The sequence below is a fragment of the Mycolicibacterium stellerae genome, from assembly GCF_003719305.1.
GTDB lineage: Bacteria > Actinomycetota > Actinomycetes > Mycobacteriales > Mycobacteriaceae > Mycobacterium > Mycobacterium stellerae.
In genome coordinates this window covers 1-15,845 of record NZ_RARC01000055.1, presented here as the reverse complement: position 1 = coordinate 15,845, position 15,845 = coordinate 1, and the positions used below count along the sequence as shown (strand labels likewise).

The 15,845-nt window shown below is 67.5% G+C and carries 11 protein-coding genes; 5 read left to right on the top strand and 6 right to left on the bottom strand.

Annotated features, from left to right (window positions below; all coding sequences use genetic code 11):
• Nucleotides 1–123 precede the first annotated feature (123 nt).
• The 5 genes from iniR (at nucleotide 124) to D6M19_RS33390 (ending at nucleotide 10,567) form a co-directional block, all read left to right on the top strand.
• A complete protein-coding gene (gene iniR, locus D6M19_RS33410; RefSeq protein ID WP_123029581.1) occupies nucleotides 124–2,631 on the top strand; it encodes an isoniazid response ATPase/transcriptional regulator IniR in 2,508 nt (835 codons plus the stop codon).
• 154 nt (nucleotides 2,632–2,785) lie between these two features.
• On the top strand, nucleotides 2,786–4,741 hold the full coding sequence (locus D6M19_RS34615; RefSeq protein ID WP_206428705.1) for an Hsp70 family protein: 1,956 nt from the start codon (nucleotides 2,786–2,788) through the stop codon (nucleotides 4,739–4,741).
• Between the two features lie 127 nt (nucleotides 4,742–4,868).
• A complete protein-coding gene (locus D6M19_RS33400; protein ID WP_123029579.1) occupies nucleotides 4,869–7,922 on the top strand; it encodes a heterodisulfide reductase-related iron-sulfur binding cluster in 3,054 nt (1,017 codons plus the stop codon).
• Between the two features lie 60 nt (nucleotides 7,923–7,982).
• Nucleotides 7,983–9,257, top strand: coding sequence for a pyridoxal phosphate-dependent aminotransferase (locus D6M19_RS33395; protein ID WP_123029578.1), 1,275 nt, complete (start codon nucleotides 7,983–7,985; stop codon nucleotides 9,255–9,257).
• 35 nt (nucleotides 9,258–9,292) lie between these two features.
• Entirely contained in the window at nucleotides 9,293–10,567 is a 1,275-nt protein-coding gene (locus tag D6M19_RS33390; protein WP_123029584.1) for a YibE/F family protein, read from the top strand.
• Here D6M19_RS33390 and rfbA read toward each other — a convergent pair.
• The 6 genes from rfbA to D6M19_RS33360 form a co-directional block, all read right to left on the bottom strand.
• Nucleotides 10,518–11,384 (bottom strand): glucose-1-phosphate thymidylyltransferase RfbA, encoded by an 867-nt coding sequence (rfbA, locus tag D6M19_RS33385; RefSeq protein ID WP_123029577.1) that lies wholly within the window; start codon nucleotides 11,382–11,384, stop codon nucleotides 10,518–10,520. The two genes, D6M19_RS33390 and rfbA, sit on opposite strands and share 50 nt — an antisense overlap.
• Nucleotides 11,384–11,731 carry a nuclear transport factor 2 family protein gene (locus tag D6M19_RS33380; protein WP_123029583.1) on the bottom strand — a complete coding sequence of 116 codons (348 nt, stop codon included), beginning with the start codon at nucleotides 11,729–11,731 and terminating at the stop codon, nucleotides 11,384–11,386. The genes rfbA and D6M19_RS33380 overlap by 1 nt, the downstream gene beginning before the upstream one ends.
• Before the next feature lie 18 nt (nucleotides 11,732–11,749).
• On the bottom strand, nucleotides 11,750–12,499 hold the full coding sequence (locus D6M19_RS33375) for a maleylpyruvate isomerase family mycothiol-dependent enzyme (protein WP_123029576.1): 750 nt from the start codon (nucleotides 12,497–12,499) through the stop codon (nucleotides 11,750–11,752).
• 39 nt (nucleotides 12,500–12,538) lie between these two features.
• Complete coding sequence (locus D6M19_RS33370; protein ID WP_123029575.1) at nucleotides 12,539–13,849, bottom strand: cytochrome P450; 1,311 nt, start codon at nucleotides 13,847–13,849, stop codon at nucleotides 12,539–12,541.
• Nucleotides 13,850–13,887: 38 nt separating this feature from the next.
• Nucleotides 13,888–15,213: a UDP-glucose dehydrogenase family protein gene (locus D6M19_RS33365; RefSeq protein WP_164478821.1), complete on the bottom strand. Its 1,326-nt coding sequence runs from the start codon at nucleotides 15,211–15,213 to the stop codon at nucleotides 13,888–13,890.
• Between the two features lie 74 nt (nucleotides 15,214–15,287).
• Nucleotides 15,288–15,737, bottom strand: coding sequence for a hypothetical protein (locus D6M19_RS33360; RefSeq protein ID WP_164478820.1), 450 nt, complete (start codon nucleotides 15,735–15,737; stop codon nucleotides 15,288–15,290).
• Nucleotides 15,738–15,845 lie beyond the last annotated feature (108 nt).

Sequence of the window (15,845 nt, the reverse complement as noted above, 5' to 3'; positions counted from 1 at the left end):
ACCACAACCACCACCACCACCACAACGACGACAACGACAACGACGACGTCCCCGCCGGCACCCAAACCGGAACCCGAGCCCGAACCCAACCCGCCCGCCGACGGGGCTTAGCGGAGGTCTGCGATGGCCGGGCCTGCGCCTGAAGCACTGACCGACATACCGCCTGCGGCCCGCAACGCCGTCTCGGCGCTCACAGCCGCGCCCACCGAGCCGGTCAGAATCCTGGTGTCGGGCGGCATCGGAACGGGCAAGAGTTCCGTCCTTGCGATGGTGCGGAATGTGTTGCGGTCGGCCGACGTTGGGGTGTTGACGCGTGCGCCACGTGCGGGTGACGATCCGCAGTCCGCGATCGTCATCGATGACGCGCACCTGCTCGCCGACGACGATCTCGCACAGCTCGCCGAACGGGTGTCCGATCCGGGCTCGACGGTGGTTGTTGCCGCCGAACCGCTCGTTGCGCGGCAGGCATTGCGGGCGCTGGCCACCGCGCTCGAACGCGAGAACCCCGTGATAACGCTTGGCGCGTTGACCGCGCCCGACGTCACCGAAGCCGCCGGATTGGCCGCCGCGGGCCAGTCGGCAACGGAAATCGTTCGGGCGCTGATGCTTTCGACCGCAGGTCTGCCATTCCTGCTCCGGCCCGCTATCGCCGCCGCGGTATCGGCCAACGGCGAGCCTGCGGTCAACGCCATCGTGGAGGCGGCCAAATTCGCGCTGATCGACCGGATGCGCCGGGTCGACGAGCCGGTTCTCGATACCCTGCTGGTGTCGTCACTGAGCCCGGACCTCGGCCCCGACGACGTCGCCGCGGCACTTCATCTTCGTTCGGATGAGGCGCAACGGTTGGTGGACCGCGCCCGGGCGAGCGGACTCATCGAACCCTCGCACAGCGAGGCGTTCCTACGGTCGGTCCATCTCGCCGTCGCCGCGATCATCGGCGCAGCACGGCATCACGACATCGAGCTCGCCCTTCTGTCGTCCCAGATCGAACTGACAACGCTGTCAACGGATCTCGCGTTGAGAATGGCCGATCACGGGTTGCGCGACGATCGTCTGGCCAACGCATTGGCCGGCCTCGCATCTCATCACCGGAGCCAGCCGGCAAAGGCCGCGCAGCTTTACCGCGCGGCGGCTGAAGCGGGAGCGACCGCGGTCAGCGCCCGACTCGCCGACGCGCTGGCGATGACGGGCGACTGCGCGACCGCGGGCCGGTTGGCCGACGAGATGCTTGCCTCCGACGACGCCGCCGAGCGTGCCGCAGCCGTCCGTATCGCGGCGAGCATCGCCGTGCATGACGGCAGTGCCGCCCAGGCGGCCGATCTGTTCCGATGGCTGGGTCCCTACCCCGACGCCTTTGTCAGCGCAGCGAACGCCGTCGTATCGGTAGCATCGGGCGACGCGCAGGCCGCTCGGCTCGCGTTGAGCACCGAAAGTGCCGGTCCGCCAACGTCAACCGCGCGCGCAGCACACAGCCTCGCCGAGGGACTGCTGCTGTCCCTCGACCAACCGTTCCCGGTCGCCGTCGCCCGTTTGGGACAGGCCATCACGACCGAACAACAACAGCCCGGCGTCGCACCGGACAGTCCGGCCGCTCTGGTCACGCTGGCAGCGCTGCATGGTGGCGACCCGGTCCGTGCCCGCAGCGTCATCGGGCGTGCGGTGCGCTCCGGCGGACAGGACGACGCCTTCTCGGCTCACCGGCACCGGCTTCTGCTCGGGTGGGTGCGCATGCAAGACGGTCAGCTTGGTGCGGCGATGGCCGACGCCGCGTCTGTCGCAGACGTGACACTGCATCGCCGCGATGCGTTGTGGGCGGCGGCACTCAACACGGCCATCGCCCGCCGCAGCGGTGACGGCGGAGCAGTTCAGAAGCATTGGTATGCCGCTATCGAGGTGCTGGCCGAGTACTCCGTCGACCTGTTCTCGCTGCTTCCACTCGGCGAACTGTGGGTCGCCGCCGCGCGGATGCGCCAGGTGGATCGGCTGCAGCACACGCTCGACGAGGCGTTCGCCGTCATCACCGCGCTGGGCAACCCGGTGCTGTGGTCGGTGCCGCTGCACTGGGCAGGCGTACACGCGGGGATTCTGGCCAACTCCCCTGAAGCTGTCGCCCCCCACGGCCATGCGCTGACGGCTGCGGCGGGTACCAGCGCGTTCGCAAGGGCGCTTTCCGGCGCGGGCCGGACCTGGCTGCGGGTGCTGGCCAACCACGTCGACGTCGACGAGGTCACCGCCGCCGCTCGGTCGCTCTCGCAATACGGGCTCACCTGGGACGGGACCAGGCTGGCCAGCCAGGCCGCCCTGCACGGTCCCGACGGCCGGGTGTCGGGAGCGATGCTGCAGCTTGCGCGTGACCTCAAGCAGACCGTCGCCCTTGATGAGCAAGTCGAACCCAAGTCAGCGTCGACCACCCCGTCGTCGACTCCCTCCTATGCGCGGTTGTCCAACAAGGAAACCGAAGTCGCAAAGTTGCTGCTCAACGGTCTGCCCTACAAGATCATCGGGGAACAGCTGCTGATCTCACCCAAGACCGTCGAACACCATGTGGCGCGCATCCGCCGCCGGTTGGGGGCGGAATCTCGGTCGGAGATGCTCTCGATGCTGCGGGCGCTGCTGGCCACGCCCAGCTGACCGGCCGCTAAATCCCCTAACGTCCCAAGATCCCCTAATCGAGTTCCCCCATAGGCCTCATCTGAGCACCGGGGTGGGCACCGATCCGCGGCGGCAGTCTGGCGCTTACGGTCGATCCAATCGTTCCGCGACCAACCCGACGCAGAGGTGTGACATGTCCAATCCACAAGGCGGGAGGGGCAATTCGCTTGGCCTGACCATTGGCGCCACCAACCTCGCCGGCACGGGCGACGGTCAACGCCCCGTCATTCGCCCATCGACGGTGACGCTGGAGCGGGGTGTGACGCTCACCGGGTTCGTCGACCGCGTCGGCGATCCCGTCCCGATGGTCGCCCAGGACGGTTCGCGGCACCGGCCGGAGGTTCTGCTGGTGGAGGCGCTCGACGGGGTGGCCCGCAACGCGGCCAAGGCGCCCGTGTCGGAGGTCGCGGTGGCGGTACCCGCGCATTGGCCAGCCCCGATGGTCGAGGCGCTGCGCGGCGCGATGCGCAGCAAGCCGGGTCTGGCTCGCTCGCCGCTGGTATCCGACGCCGCGGCCGCGTTGACGGCCCTGCGTTCCAATCCCGGGCTCCCCACCAAGGGCGTCATCGTCCTGTGCGACTTCGGCGGCAGCGGCTCGAGCATCACGCTGGTCGACGCGGCCGCCAAGGACGCTCCGATCGGCGACACGGTGCGCGTGCCCGACTTCTCGGGCGACCAGCTCGACCAGGCCATCTTGTCCAGGGTCGTGACGGGTGTCTTCGAGGCGTCGAAAGCCGACCCGGCGGGCACCTCGATGGTCGGATCGCTGAGTCGACTGCGCGACGAATGCAGGCAGGCGAAGGAACGGCTGTCCGACGAAACGGCGACGGCGATCGTCGTCGACGTGCCCGGCCTCGAGACGACCGTGCGGATGACGCGGATGGAGCTCGACAACCTGATCGACGAGCCGTTGGACGAGTTCATGGCGGCATTGCTCGACACCCTCGAGCGCAATCGGATTCCGATGGCCGATGTTTCAGCGGTTGCGACCGTCGGCGGCGGTGCCCGCATCCCGCTGGTCACGCAGCGGCTCTCCGAACACCTCCGCACGGCGGTCGTCACCACCCCGCAGCCACAGCTGACGGCGGCCGAAGGCGTGGCGCTGATCGCGGACCGCAGCCAGATCGTCGAGACGGCAACGGCCATGGCCCCTGCCGCGCCTGCGACGGCCACCGTCTCCGCGGCGGCGTTCGCAGGGGGCGCCGCGTCGTCGACCGTCGGCGCATTGGCTTGGTCCGAGGTCTCCGACGACGCCGACGACATCGGCCACGACATCCGTGAGACCGAACCGCATTTCGACGAGCCTTTCGTCGCCGCACCGGCCGACAGCCGACCCGAGGTGCACTTCCAGCACGACGAATGGGAAGAACAAGCGCAGCCGCGTCGGCGCAGCCCGGTTGTGGTGTTCGGCCTCGCCGCGGCTGCGGCCGTCGTCGCCGCCGTGGTCTTCGGGCTGACGACCTTCACACGGGACACCCCCACCGTGCCTGCAGGCACGTCGCAGAGCATCGCGCCGGCACCCGCACCCGTCACGGAGGCCCCTGAGCCCGCGGCGGCGGCGGTAGCGCCCGCGCCGACGCAGGCCCCTGTCGTCACGACCGTGGTGGCCCAGCCCCAACCGCGTGCTGCGTCACGGCCGCAGCAGCAGGCGCCGGCCGTTGCGCCGGCAGCTCAGCAGCCTGCCCCGGCCCCTGAAGCGCCGGCTCCCGCGCCCGCACCGGCTCCCGCACCCGCGCCTGCTCCGCCGGCCCCTGCTCCCGAGAATCCGGCACCCCCGACCGATCCCGGCACGGGAACGCCTCCGATCGACCCGGGCACCGGCGGTGGCGGCACCGGAACGCCGCCGATCGATACCGGAACCGGCGGAACGGGAACAGGAACCGGGGGAACCGGCGGAACGGGAACCGGAACCGGGGGAACTGGCACCGGCGGAACGGGAACCGGAACCGGGGGAACTGGCACCGGCGGAACGGGAACCGGAACCGCGGGCACCGGCACCGAGGCGGGCACCGGCGGTGCGGCGACGGCTCCGGCAAAGCCCGGTCTGCTGGCGCCGATATTGGAGCCGGTGTTGAGCCCTGCGCCCTAGTAAGGGCAGCCTTCGTAGCGGCCATTCCGGGCGAGATGCAACTATGAGCAGGCATCGAGCATAAGTTACTGGCGGGTAACTTTAGATAAGTTACTATTCGGTAACTTAGACACCGGGAGGCACGCGGGTGGACACCCATACGCTGATCAGGCTCGTCGTTGGGCTCGGGATGACCGCAATTGTGCTGGTCTTCGCCGCCCGCCGAATCCTATGGCTGACCAACCTGATCCGGTCCGGTCAGAAGACCAGCGACGAGCGCGGCCGCAAGAACGAACTCGGTACCCGCATCGCAACCCAGATCAAGGAAGTGTTCGGGCAAACCCGGCTGCTGAAATGGTCGATCCCCGGCCTTGCGCACTTCTTCACGATGTGGGGCTTCTTCATCCTCGCCTCTGTCTACCTCGAGGCGTACGGCCTGCTGTTCGTACACGATTTCCACATCCCGCTGGTTGGCCGGTGGGACGCGCTGGGCTTCCTGCAGGACTTCATCGCACTGTCCGTGCTGGCGGGCATCACAACCTTCGCGATCATCCGGCTACGCACCGAGCCCAAGGAACACGGCCGCGACTCCCGGTTCTACGGATCGCATACCGGCGGCGCATGGCTGATCCTGTTCATGATCTTCAACGTCGTCTGGACCTACGCGCTCGTTCGTGGCTCGGCCGTGAACACCGGCAACCTGCCCTATGGAAACGGCGCGTTCTTCTCGCAGTTCATGGGTTGGGTGCTGCACCCGCTCGGCCATACCGCCAACGAGTGGATCGAAACCGTCGCGTTGCTGCTGCACATCGGCGTGATGCTGGTGTTCCTGCTGATCGTTCTGCACTCCAAGCACCTGCACATCGGCCTGGCACCGCTCAACGTCACCTTCAAGCGGCTGCCCAACGCGCTTGGCCCGTTGCTGCCGGTGGAGTTCAAGGGCGAGCCGATCGACTTCGAGGATCCCGCCGAAGACGCGGTGCTCGGCCGCGGCAAGATCGAGGACTTCACCTGGAAGGGCTACCTCGACTTCACCACGTGTACGGAGTGCGGGCGCTGTCAGTCCCAGTGCCCGGCGTGGAACACCGGAAAGCCGCTGTCCCCCAAGCTCGTCATCATGAACCTGCGCGACCACCTGTTCGCGAAGGCGCCATACATCCTCGACGACAAGGAAACTCCGCTCGAGAACACCCCTGAGGGTGGCGTCGGCGAGAAATTGCGCGGCGAGAAGCACGACGAGGAGCACCACGTTCCCGAGTCGGGCTTCGAACGCGTCATGGGCTCGGGCCCGGCACAGGCCACCCGTCCGCTCGTCGGCACCGCCGAGCAGCTCGGCGTCATCGATCCCGACGTGTTGTGGTCGTGTACCACCTGCGGCGCGTGTGTCGAGCAGTGCCCGGTGGACATCGAGCACATCGACCACATTGTCGACATGCGCCGCTACCAGGTGATGATGGAGTCGGAGTTCCCCGCCGAGCTCGGTGTGCTCTTCAAAAACCTTGAAACCAAGGGTAATCCGTGGGGGCAGAACTCCAAGGATCGCACGAACTGGATCGACGAGGTCGAATTCGACGTGCCGGTGTTCGGCAAGGACGTCGACACGTTCGAGGGCTACGAATACCTGTTCTGGGTCGGCTGCGCGGGCGCATACGAGGATCGCGCGAAGAAGACGACCAAGGCCGTCGCCGAACTACTCGCCGCCGCGGGGGTCAAGTACCTGGTGCTCGGCGAGGGGGAGACCTGCAACGGTGACTCGGCCCGCCGGTCAGGCAACGAGTTCCTGTTCCAGCAGCTCGCCGCGCAGAACGTCGAGACCCTAAACGATCTGTTCGAAGGCGTCGAGCGGGTGGACCGCAAGGTCGTCGTCACCTGCCCGCACTGCTTCAACACGCTGGGCCGCGAATACCCGCAAGTGGGCGGCAACTACACGGTGCTGCACCACACCCAGCTGCTGAACCGACTGCTGCGGGACAAGAAGCTGGTCCCGGTGAAGCCGGTTGACGGTGAGGGCTCCGACATCACCTACCACGACCCGTGCTACCTCGGCAGGCACAACAAGGTCTATGACGCGCCCCGTGAACTGATCGGCGCGTCCGGCGCCAAGCTCACCGAGATGCCTCGGCACGCCGACCGCGGATTGTGCTGCGGCGCAGGCGGTGCCCGCATGTGGATGGAAGAGCACATCGGCAAGCGGGTGAACCACGAACGCGTCGAGGAGGCGTTGGACACCGGTGCGTCGAAGATCGCCACCGGCTGCCCGTTCTGCCGCGTGATGATGACCGACGGCGTCGACGACGTCGCCGCGGCCAACGACCTGCCCAAGGCCGAGGTTCTCGACGTGGCACAGCTGCTGCTCGGCTCGCTCGACACGAGCTCGGTGACGCTGCCCGAAAAGGGCACTGCTGCAAAGGAAGCCGAGCAGCGCGCAACGAAGAAGGCCGATGAGACGCCGGTCAAGGTGGAGGCCGCGACCGTCGAGGCCGAACCCAAAGCCGAACCGGAAGCCGAGCCGGAACCGAAGACGGACGCAGCGACTTCGGCAGAATCCAAGCCGGTGACCGGCCTCGGCATCGCAGGTGGTGCAAAGCGTCCAGGTGCGAAGAAGACAGCTGCCGCGCCCGCCGAGGCGAAGACAGAAGCGCCCGCCGAAAAGCCCGCAGAGGTGTCTGCGCCCGCAAAGGGACTCGGCATTGCTGCGGGCGCCAAGCGACCCGGGGCCAAGAAGGGGGCACCCGCACCCGCCGAGGCGAAGGCAGAGGCACCCGCAGAGGCGCCCACCGAAAAGCCGGCCGAGGCACCCGCCAAGCCCGAACCCGAGGTCAAGGGCCTCGGCATCGCCGCGGGCGCACGCAGGCCAGGGGCCAAGAAAACCGCAGCCGCACCCGCCGAGGCGAAGGCGGAGGCGGAGGCACCCGCCGAAGCGCCGGCAGAGGCACCCACCGAAAAGCCTGCGGAAGCACCCGCCAAGCCAGAACCCGAGGTCAAGGGCCTCGGCATCGCCGCGGGCGCACGCAGGCCGGGAGCCAAGAAGCCACCTACGGCGCCCGCCGCCAAACCCGCTGCGCCGCAGCCGGAACCGGAATCCGGCGGCGAATCCGCTCCTGCGCCTGAGCCTTCCAGCGAGGGCAACGGTGACACGCCGACACCCCCGGTGAAAGGCCTTGGCATCGCAAAGGGTGCGCGCCCGCCGGGCAAGCGCTGACGTCGGCGAAGGTCACATCCCGGTATCGGTCGGCAAATTCAGTTTGCCATCAATGAGACGATGAACGACGTGACTACCCATCAGGTGCCCTGGCACGGGACCGGCCAGCATCCGCGGCAGCGCACGTTCACGCAGTCGTCGAAGCTGCAGGACGTGCTGTACGAGATTCGCGGTCCGGTGCATGAGCATGCGGCCCGACTGGAGGCCGAAGGCCACCGCATCCTGAAGCTCAACATCGGCAATCCGGCGCCGTTCGGGTTCGAGGCGCCCGATGTGATCATGCGCGACATGATCCAGGCGCTGCCCTACGCGCAGGGTTACTCGGACTCCAAGGGCATCCAGGCCGCCAGGCGCGCCGTCTTCACGCGTTACGAACTCGTCGACGGGTTTCCCCGCTTCGACGTCGACGACGTGTATCTGGGCAACGGCGCCTCCGAACTGATCCAGATGACGTTGCAGGCGCTGCTCGACAACGGCGACCAGGTGTTGATCCCGGCCCCGGACTACCCGCTCTGGACCGCGTGCACCTCGCTGGCAGGCGGCACCCCCGTCCATTACCTGTGCGACGAAACACAGGGCTGGATGCCCGATATCGCCGACATGGAGTCGAAGATCACCGACCGCACCAAGGCGATCGTGGTGATCAACCCGAACAATCCCACCGGTGCCGTGTACAGCCGTGAAGTCCTCACAGCGATAGCCGATCTCGCGCGCAAGCACCAGCTGTTGCTGTTGTCCGACGAGATCTACGACAAGATCCTCTACGACGACGCGAAGCACATCGCGACGGCATCGGTGGCACCGGACCTTCTCACGCTGACATTCAACGGCCTGTCGAAGGCTTACCGGGTGGCCGGATACCGGTCGGGATGGCTGGTGATCACCGGCCCCAAGGAGCACGCCGAAAGCTTCATCGAGGGCATCAGCCTGTTGGCCAATATGCGGCTCTGCCCCAACGTGCCCGCCCAGTACGCCATCCAGGTCGCCCTTGGCGGCCACCAGAGCATCGAGGATCTGGTGCTGCCCGGCGGGCGTCTCCTCGAGCAGCGCGACGTCGCGGTGGCCAAGCTCAACGAGATCCCCGGGGTGTCGTGCGTGAAACCGCAAGGGGCCCTGTACGTCTTCCCCCGGCTGGACCCCGAGGTCCATGCCATCGTCGACGACGAACAGCTCGTGCTGGATCTGTTGCTGCAGGAGAAGATCCTGATAACTCAGGGCACCGGGTTCAATTGGCCCACGCCCGATCACCTGCGCATCGTCACCCTGCCGTGGGCCCGCGATCTCGCCAGCGCCATCGAACGACTCGGCAACTTCCTGTCCAGCTACCGCCAGTAACCGCCTATCCAGGTCCTGCCTCTACCCTCGTGCGGGTGACGCATTCGCACGCCCACTCGCACACCCTGCGCGGACCGTCTCCGTTTGGACCGTTGGCCGCAAAGATCGTCGTCGGGTTACTGATCGCCATCGGGGTCGCGGTCCTGGCCGGCGCCGCATGGCTCTGGCCAAGCCAGCAGAAGGTCGACATCCCACTGCCTTTCCAGAATGCCGCAGGCGGTGCGGTCACCACCGAGGCTGGGCACGTGTTGTCCAGCAGCGCCGCAGCCTGCGGTGACCAATCGGTCGGAGGGGTGCTGACGACCGAACCAAAACCCACCCAGAGCGACGACGCGCATTGTGTGCAGTCGCTCATAGCGATCGACTCCGGCCCGAATGAGGGCGCCAACACGTTACTGGAGTTCGGCGGCGGGGCCGGCCAGCCGCAACTGGCGGTCGGTGAAAACATCCGGATCACCCGCGTGGTCGACCCGACCGGAACCACGACCTACTCCTTCTACGACTACGAGCGGAAGTGGCCGCTGATCGCGATGGCAGTCGCATTCGCGGTGGTGGTCGTGGCGGTCGCCAGGTGGCGCGGCTTTCGCGCACTGGTCGGCATCATTGTCGCGTTTGCGGTGCTGGTCGTGTTCATGTTGCCGGCGCTACGCGATGGAGGCGCCGCGATCCCTGTCGCCTTGGTCGCCTCGGCCGCGATCCTGTACGCGGTGATTTACCTGGCGCACGGTGTGAGCCTGCGCACCAGTGCGGCGCTGCTCGGCACTTTGACTGCGCTGCTGCTCGCCGCGGGGTTATCCTGGGCGGCAATCGAATTGGCTCATCTGACCGGGCTATCCGAGGAAGAGAACAACGCGGTCGCAACCTACCTCGGCAATGTGTCGATCACCGGGCTGCTGCTGGCCGGGTTCATCATCGGCTCGCTCGGTGTGCTCAACGACGTCACCGTCACCCAGGCGTCGACGGTGTTCGAGCTGGCCGAGGTCGGCGACGGCAGCTCACGTCGGGGCATCTTCCTTGGCGCCATGAGGGTGGGCCGCGACCACATCGCCAGCACCGTCTACACGCTGGTGCTGGCCTATGCCGGCAGCGCGCTGCCGCTGCTGCTGCTGTTCAGCGTCGCCAACCGGTCGCTTGGCGATGTACTGACCAGCGAGACCGTCGCCATCGAGATCGCCCGCTCCGCCGTCGGCGGTATCGCGCTCGCGCTTTCGGTGCCGCTGACCACGGCGATCGCGGCGGTGCTCGCCAAACCCGGCGGCACTACCGACGTTCCAGCAGCTCCAACAGGTAGGCGCCGTATCCCGACTTGAGCAGCGCGTGCGCGCGCTCCGCGAGCTGGTCGTCGTCGATGAAGCCGACGCGCCACGCCACTTCCTCGGGCACGCTGATCTTCAACCCCTGCCTGCGCTCGATGGTGCGGACGTAGTCGCTGGCGTCCAGCAGCGAGTCGAACGTTCCGGTGTCCAGCCACGCAGTGCCCCGGTCGAGCACTTCGACAGAAAGCCTGCCCCGGTTCAGGTAAGCCTGGTTGACCTCGGTGATCTCGTATTCGCCTCGGGCCGACTTCTTCAGCGAGCGGGCGATCTCGACGACGTCGTTGTCGTAGAAGTACAGGCCGGGCACCGCGTAGTGCGACTTCGGCGTGGCGGGCTTCTCCTCGATCGACAGCGCGGTGCCGTCGGCGGCGAACTCGACGACACCGTAGGCCGACGGGTCGGCCACCTGGTAGGCGAAAACCGCTCCGCCGCTGACGTTTTGGTACCGACGCAGGCTGGTGCCGAGGCCGGGCCCGTAGAAGATGTTGTCACCCAACACCAAGGCCACGGAGTCCCCACCGATGTGGTCGGCGCCGATGACGAAAGCCTGGGCGAGGCCGTCGGGTTGCTCCTGCACCGAGTAGGTCAGGTTGATGCCGAACGCCGAGCCGTCATCGAGCAGCCTGCGGAAGTTCGGCGCGTCGGCGGCGGTGGTGATCACCTGGATGTCGCGGATCCCCGCCATGATCAAGGTGGAGAGCGGGTAGTAGATCAACGGCTTGTCGTAGACCGGCATCAGCTGCTTGCTGACGCCCATCGTGATCGGATACAGGCGGGTGCCCGATCCGCCTGCCAGAATGATCCCCCGCATCAGCCCGCGAGGTCCTCTTCGGTCAGCTCGGTCGCCGCCAGCGCCGAGCGCAGATCGGCGTGCCGGAACACCGAGGTGACGTGGTCGCGTACCACCCGGAAGGCCACCGCGTCGCCGTCCTGTTCCTCGGCGACCACCACGCCGTCACGCACATACATCCGGCCAGGGTCGGCGGCGGTGACGCCTAGCGAGCCCGCCCATTCGCGCAAGGCCTGGTGGCCCTGGCCTGCCCCGTTAGCGTCGCCGAACTCGATATCGTCGCTTGACACCTGCAGCAGCGTGTCGAAGTCCCCCGCGTTCAGCGCGTCGTGCCAGGCGAGGACGGTCGCGATCTCCGAAGTCGTCATGATCGAAACGTACGCCACTCAGAACGGGGTGCGGTCCAGCCACCCGTCCCAGACGGCGGTGTCGCCGAATACGTCGAGCCCGGCCTCGGCCGCAGTCTGACGGCGGACCACGGCCAACAGCAGATCCTTGGCGCTTCCGCGCAGCGCGGCGTCACCCTTGCCGTGCTCGTGCGCCCACGCGACCCCGTCGCCCGTGCCGGTGATCGTCCACTCCCCTGCGGCGCCAAGGCCGTCATCGGTGGCATGCAGATGCAAGGTCTTCCCCGTGTCCAGCGGGGACGATTCGGCGCTCACCTCGACGGCGACGCGGTCCAGCCACTCGTCGATCCCGTCGGCGGCCAATTCGGGCGTCAGCCCGTAGTCGGCGCCGACCGCGAACGCCGCATCGGCCCGGTGCACGGTTGCTTCGTGCAGCCTGCGCCTGATCCACCACTGCGCGGGCCTCGGCCCGAGGAACGTCCAGACGTCGGTGTCGGCGCCCACGGTGTCGACGGCGTCGAGGATGAGTTGGACGCCGGCGTTGAGCCAGTCGATGGCCGCGTCGATGTCTTCGGGCGGCTTGCCGTCGGGTACGTCCCGCGGATCAAGCGCCTGGTCGAGCCGGTCGGCGACGATCTGTGCCGCCCACCGGTTTCCGCGGCCGACGTGGCGGAACAGCTGCCGGATCGTCCAATCCGGACATGTCGGAACGGGGGTGGCCGGGTCGGCTGTGCGAATCAGTTCGCCGAACGCGGCGGTCTCCTCGAGAAGCGCAGCGCGGACATCCACGTGACGAACCTAACTCACCGGGCGACGCGGACCAGACAGCTAGGCCGGTGAACTCATCGCGCGTGCCGTTCCGAGCGTGACCGGAAGCGACGACCAGCCGCGCAGCACCCTGGTGTCGCGGCGGCTGCCGATGCCGGCCAGCCGCGCGTCGGGGAATCGCTCGAAGAATGTACGCAAGCCGACCTCCCCTTCCGCGCGGGCCAGCGCCGCGCCGAGGCAGAAGTGTCTGCCGCCGGAGAAGGACAGATGCTTGCCCGCGTTGTCGCGTTCGATGTCGAAGCGATGCGGATCGGTGAACACGTTCGGGTCGCGGTTGGCGCCTGCCAGGTGCAGGACCACGAGTTCGCCTTCGTGCACACGGGTGCCTGCCACGTCGGTGTCCCTGCATGCGATGCGCGCGCTCATCTGCACCGGAGACTCCAGCCGGAGAATCTCCTCGACGGCACCTGCCCACAGTTGGGGGCGGGCGGCGAGCGTCTCGAGATGCTGCGGCGCGTCGAGAAGCATCCGAATTCCGTTGCCCAGCAAGTTGACTGTGGTCTCGAAGCCGGCGGCAAGCACCAGGCCCGCGAGGGCTTGGAGCTCTTCGCCGTTGAGGCGCGGGCCCTCGTCGGAGGCCTTGATGATCTGACTCATCAGGTCCTCGCCGGGATTTCTGCGCAAGTGCTGTAGATGGCCGGCGAGCCAGCCGTTGAAGCCGACGATGCCTTCGTTCACCTGTTGAAACTGCTGAAAGGACAGCCCGATGTCGAGGCTCGGCGCCCCCATCTCGCCGAAATGCAGGATGCGCGGCCGGTCTTCGTCGGGGACGCCGAGGATGTCGCCGATGATCGCGACCGGAAGCTGTGAGCAGTAGCGGTCGACGATGTCGACGACGTCGGTGTCGCCCTCGAGTTGGTCGAGCAACGTCGTCGCGGTCTCTTCGACCCGCTCCCGCAATGTCGCAACGGCTCTCGGCGTGAACACCGACGACACCAGCTTGCGGTACCGGGTGTGGTCGGGCGGCTCGACCGACAGCAGCGACGGCGGCCGCAACGGGTGGAGCAGGCCGGGGTCGGTCTTGCGGGCGATCCAACGCAATGGCTTGGGCAGATTGCCGCCCAGCTCCGTTACTCGGAAATCGTCGGAGCGCAGCAGTTCGTGCGCGACGCCGTGGTCGACGGTCATCAGCACGGCGCGGCACCGGATCAGCGGGCCCGAGTCGCGCAGTTCGTCGGCGAAGGCGCCCGGGTTCTCCCGGACAGCGGGATCAGCGATGAGCCGCGCCTGTGGATCGCCCTTGCGAAGGCCCAGCTTCGAGAGGCCGCGGACGACGCCGTGCAGGGCAAACCAACGGATTCGTTGCCTCATGACGCGAGCTTACGGCCGTCGGCGTTGTTATACAAGTGTCAAACAGTGCTGCTTCTGCCGAGCGCATACGCCCGCCAGCCTGCGTCGGCCCATTTGCCGGCGTCTAGGCAATTGCGGCCGTCCACAATGACTTTCGCGCGCACGGTGTCGGCCAGATCGCGCGGATCCAGCTCGACGAACTCGCGCCATTCGGTGAGCACAAGCACGGCGTCCGCGCGATCGCACGCCTCGATCACCGACGTGGAGTAGTTCAGGGTAGGGAACAGCCGCCTGCTGTTCTCCATCGCCTTGGGGTCATAGACGTTCACGGTTGCGCCGTTGAGCTGCAACATGCCCGCCACATTGAGTGCGGGTGAATCCCGAACGTCGTCGGACTCGGGTTTGAAGGCCGCGCCGAGTACCGCGATGTTGGCGCCGAGCAGCGACCCGCACGCCTTGGTCGCCAGCTCGACCATCCGGGTGCGCCTGCGCATGTTGATGCTGTCGACCTCGCGCAGGAACGTCAGGGCGTGGTTGGCGCCGAGCTCACCGGCACGCGCCATGAAGGCGCGGATGTCCTTGGGCAGGCAACCGCCACCGAAACCGAGACCTGCGTTGAGGAACCGCCGGCCGATACGCGGGTCGTAGCCGAGCGCGTCGGCGAGCAACGTCACGTCTGCGTCGACGGCCTCACACACTTCGGAGATCGCGTTGATGAACGAGATCTTGGTCGCGAGAAAGGCATTCGCCGACACCTTCACCAGCTCGGCGGTCTGCAGGTCGGTCAGCAGGAACGGCACGCCCTCGTCGAGCAGAGGCGCATACAACTCGCGAATGGCGGCCTCGGCGTGAACCGAGTCCGGCGGCACACCGAGCACGAGACGATCGGGGTGCAGGGTGTCGTGAACGGCGAAGCCCTCACGGAGAAATTCGGGGTTCCAGGCGATTTCGACGTCGACTCCGTCGGCGGCCAGACCACGCGCCCGTGCAGCCAGTTCGGATGCGGTGCCGACGGGCACGGTCGACTTGCCGACGATCACCGCCGAGCGCCGCAGCCGCGGCACCAAGGTGTCGATGACGGCGTGCACATGACGCAGGTCGGCGCCGTACTCGCCCTTCTTCTGCGGAGTTCCGACACCGAGGAAGTGCACATCGGCGAACTCGGCGGCGGCGTCGTAATCCGTGGTGAAATGCAGCCGACCCGCGGCGAGGTTGTCGCTCAACATCTTTCGCAGGCCGGGCTCGTAGAACGGGATGTCACCGCCGGCAAGTTTGGCGACCTTACCGGGGTCGATGTCGACGCCGAGAACCTCGTGACCCAGTTCGGCCATGCCGGCGGCATGTGTCGCGCCGAGATAGCCCGTGCCAAACACAGTGCATCGCATAAGGCCGGTATAGGCGGCCGCGATGAGCTAACTGCTAAGCGACACTTAGCGGGAGGCCAACGGCAGATGGCCGGCTAGTGACCGCCGGTGCAGATGCCCAGCACACAGATGCTCGGGCCACCGCCTCCGCGCGAGCCGGAGCCTCCGTCGCCGCCCGAACCCGAGCGACCGGAGCCCGAACCGGGGTAACCACCCGAACCCGGATATTGACCACTCGATCCGGGGTACTGGCCGCTCGAGCCGGGGTATTGGCCACTCGAACCCGAGCCGGGGCCTCCCGAACCGGGGTAACCGCCCGAGCCGGGATACTGCGGCGACTGCTGGGGCGGATCGTCAGGGATCTGCTGCGGCGGGTTCCACGGCGACTGCTGCGGCGGCCGCTGCCACGGCGGGACCCAGACCGGGGGCCGCTGCGGGAAGTAGATCGGCGGCTGCGGGTTGTACACCGGCGGGTTGTAGATCGGCGGCGCCACCACCGGCGGCACCACAGGGGCCGCGGGCACAGGGACCGGTGCGGCAGGCACGGGTGCCGGCGGCCCCTGTGGTGCCGCCGGTGGTCTGGCCCTTCTACACATCTGACGCTGCCGACGCAGGCGTCGCGGTAGATCTCGGGGGCTGCCGCACGATTAGCA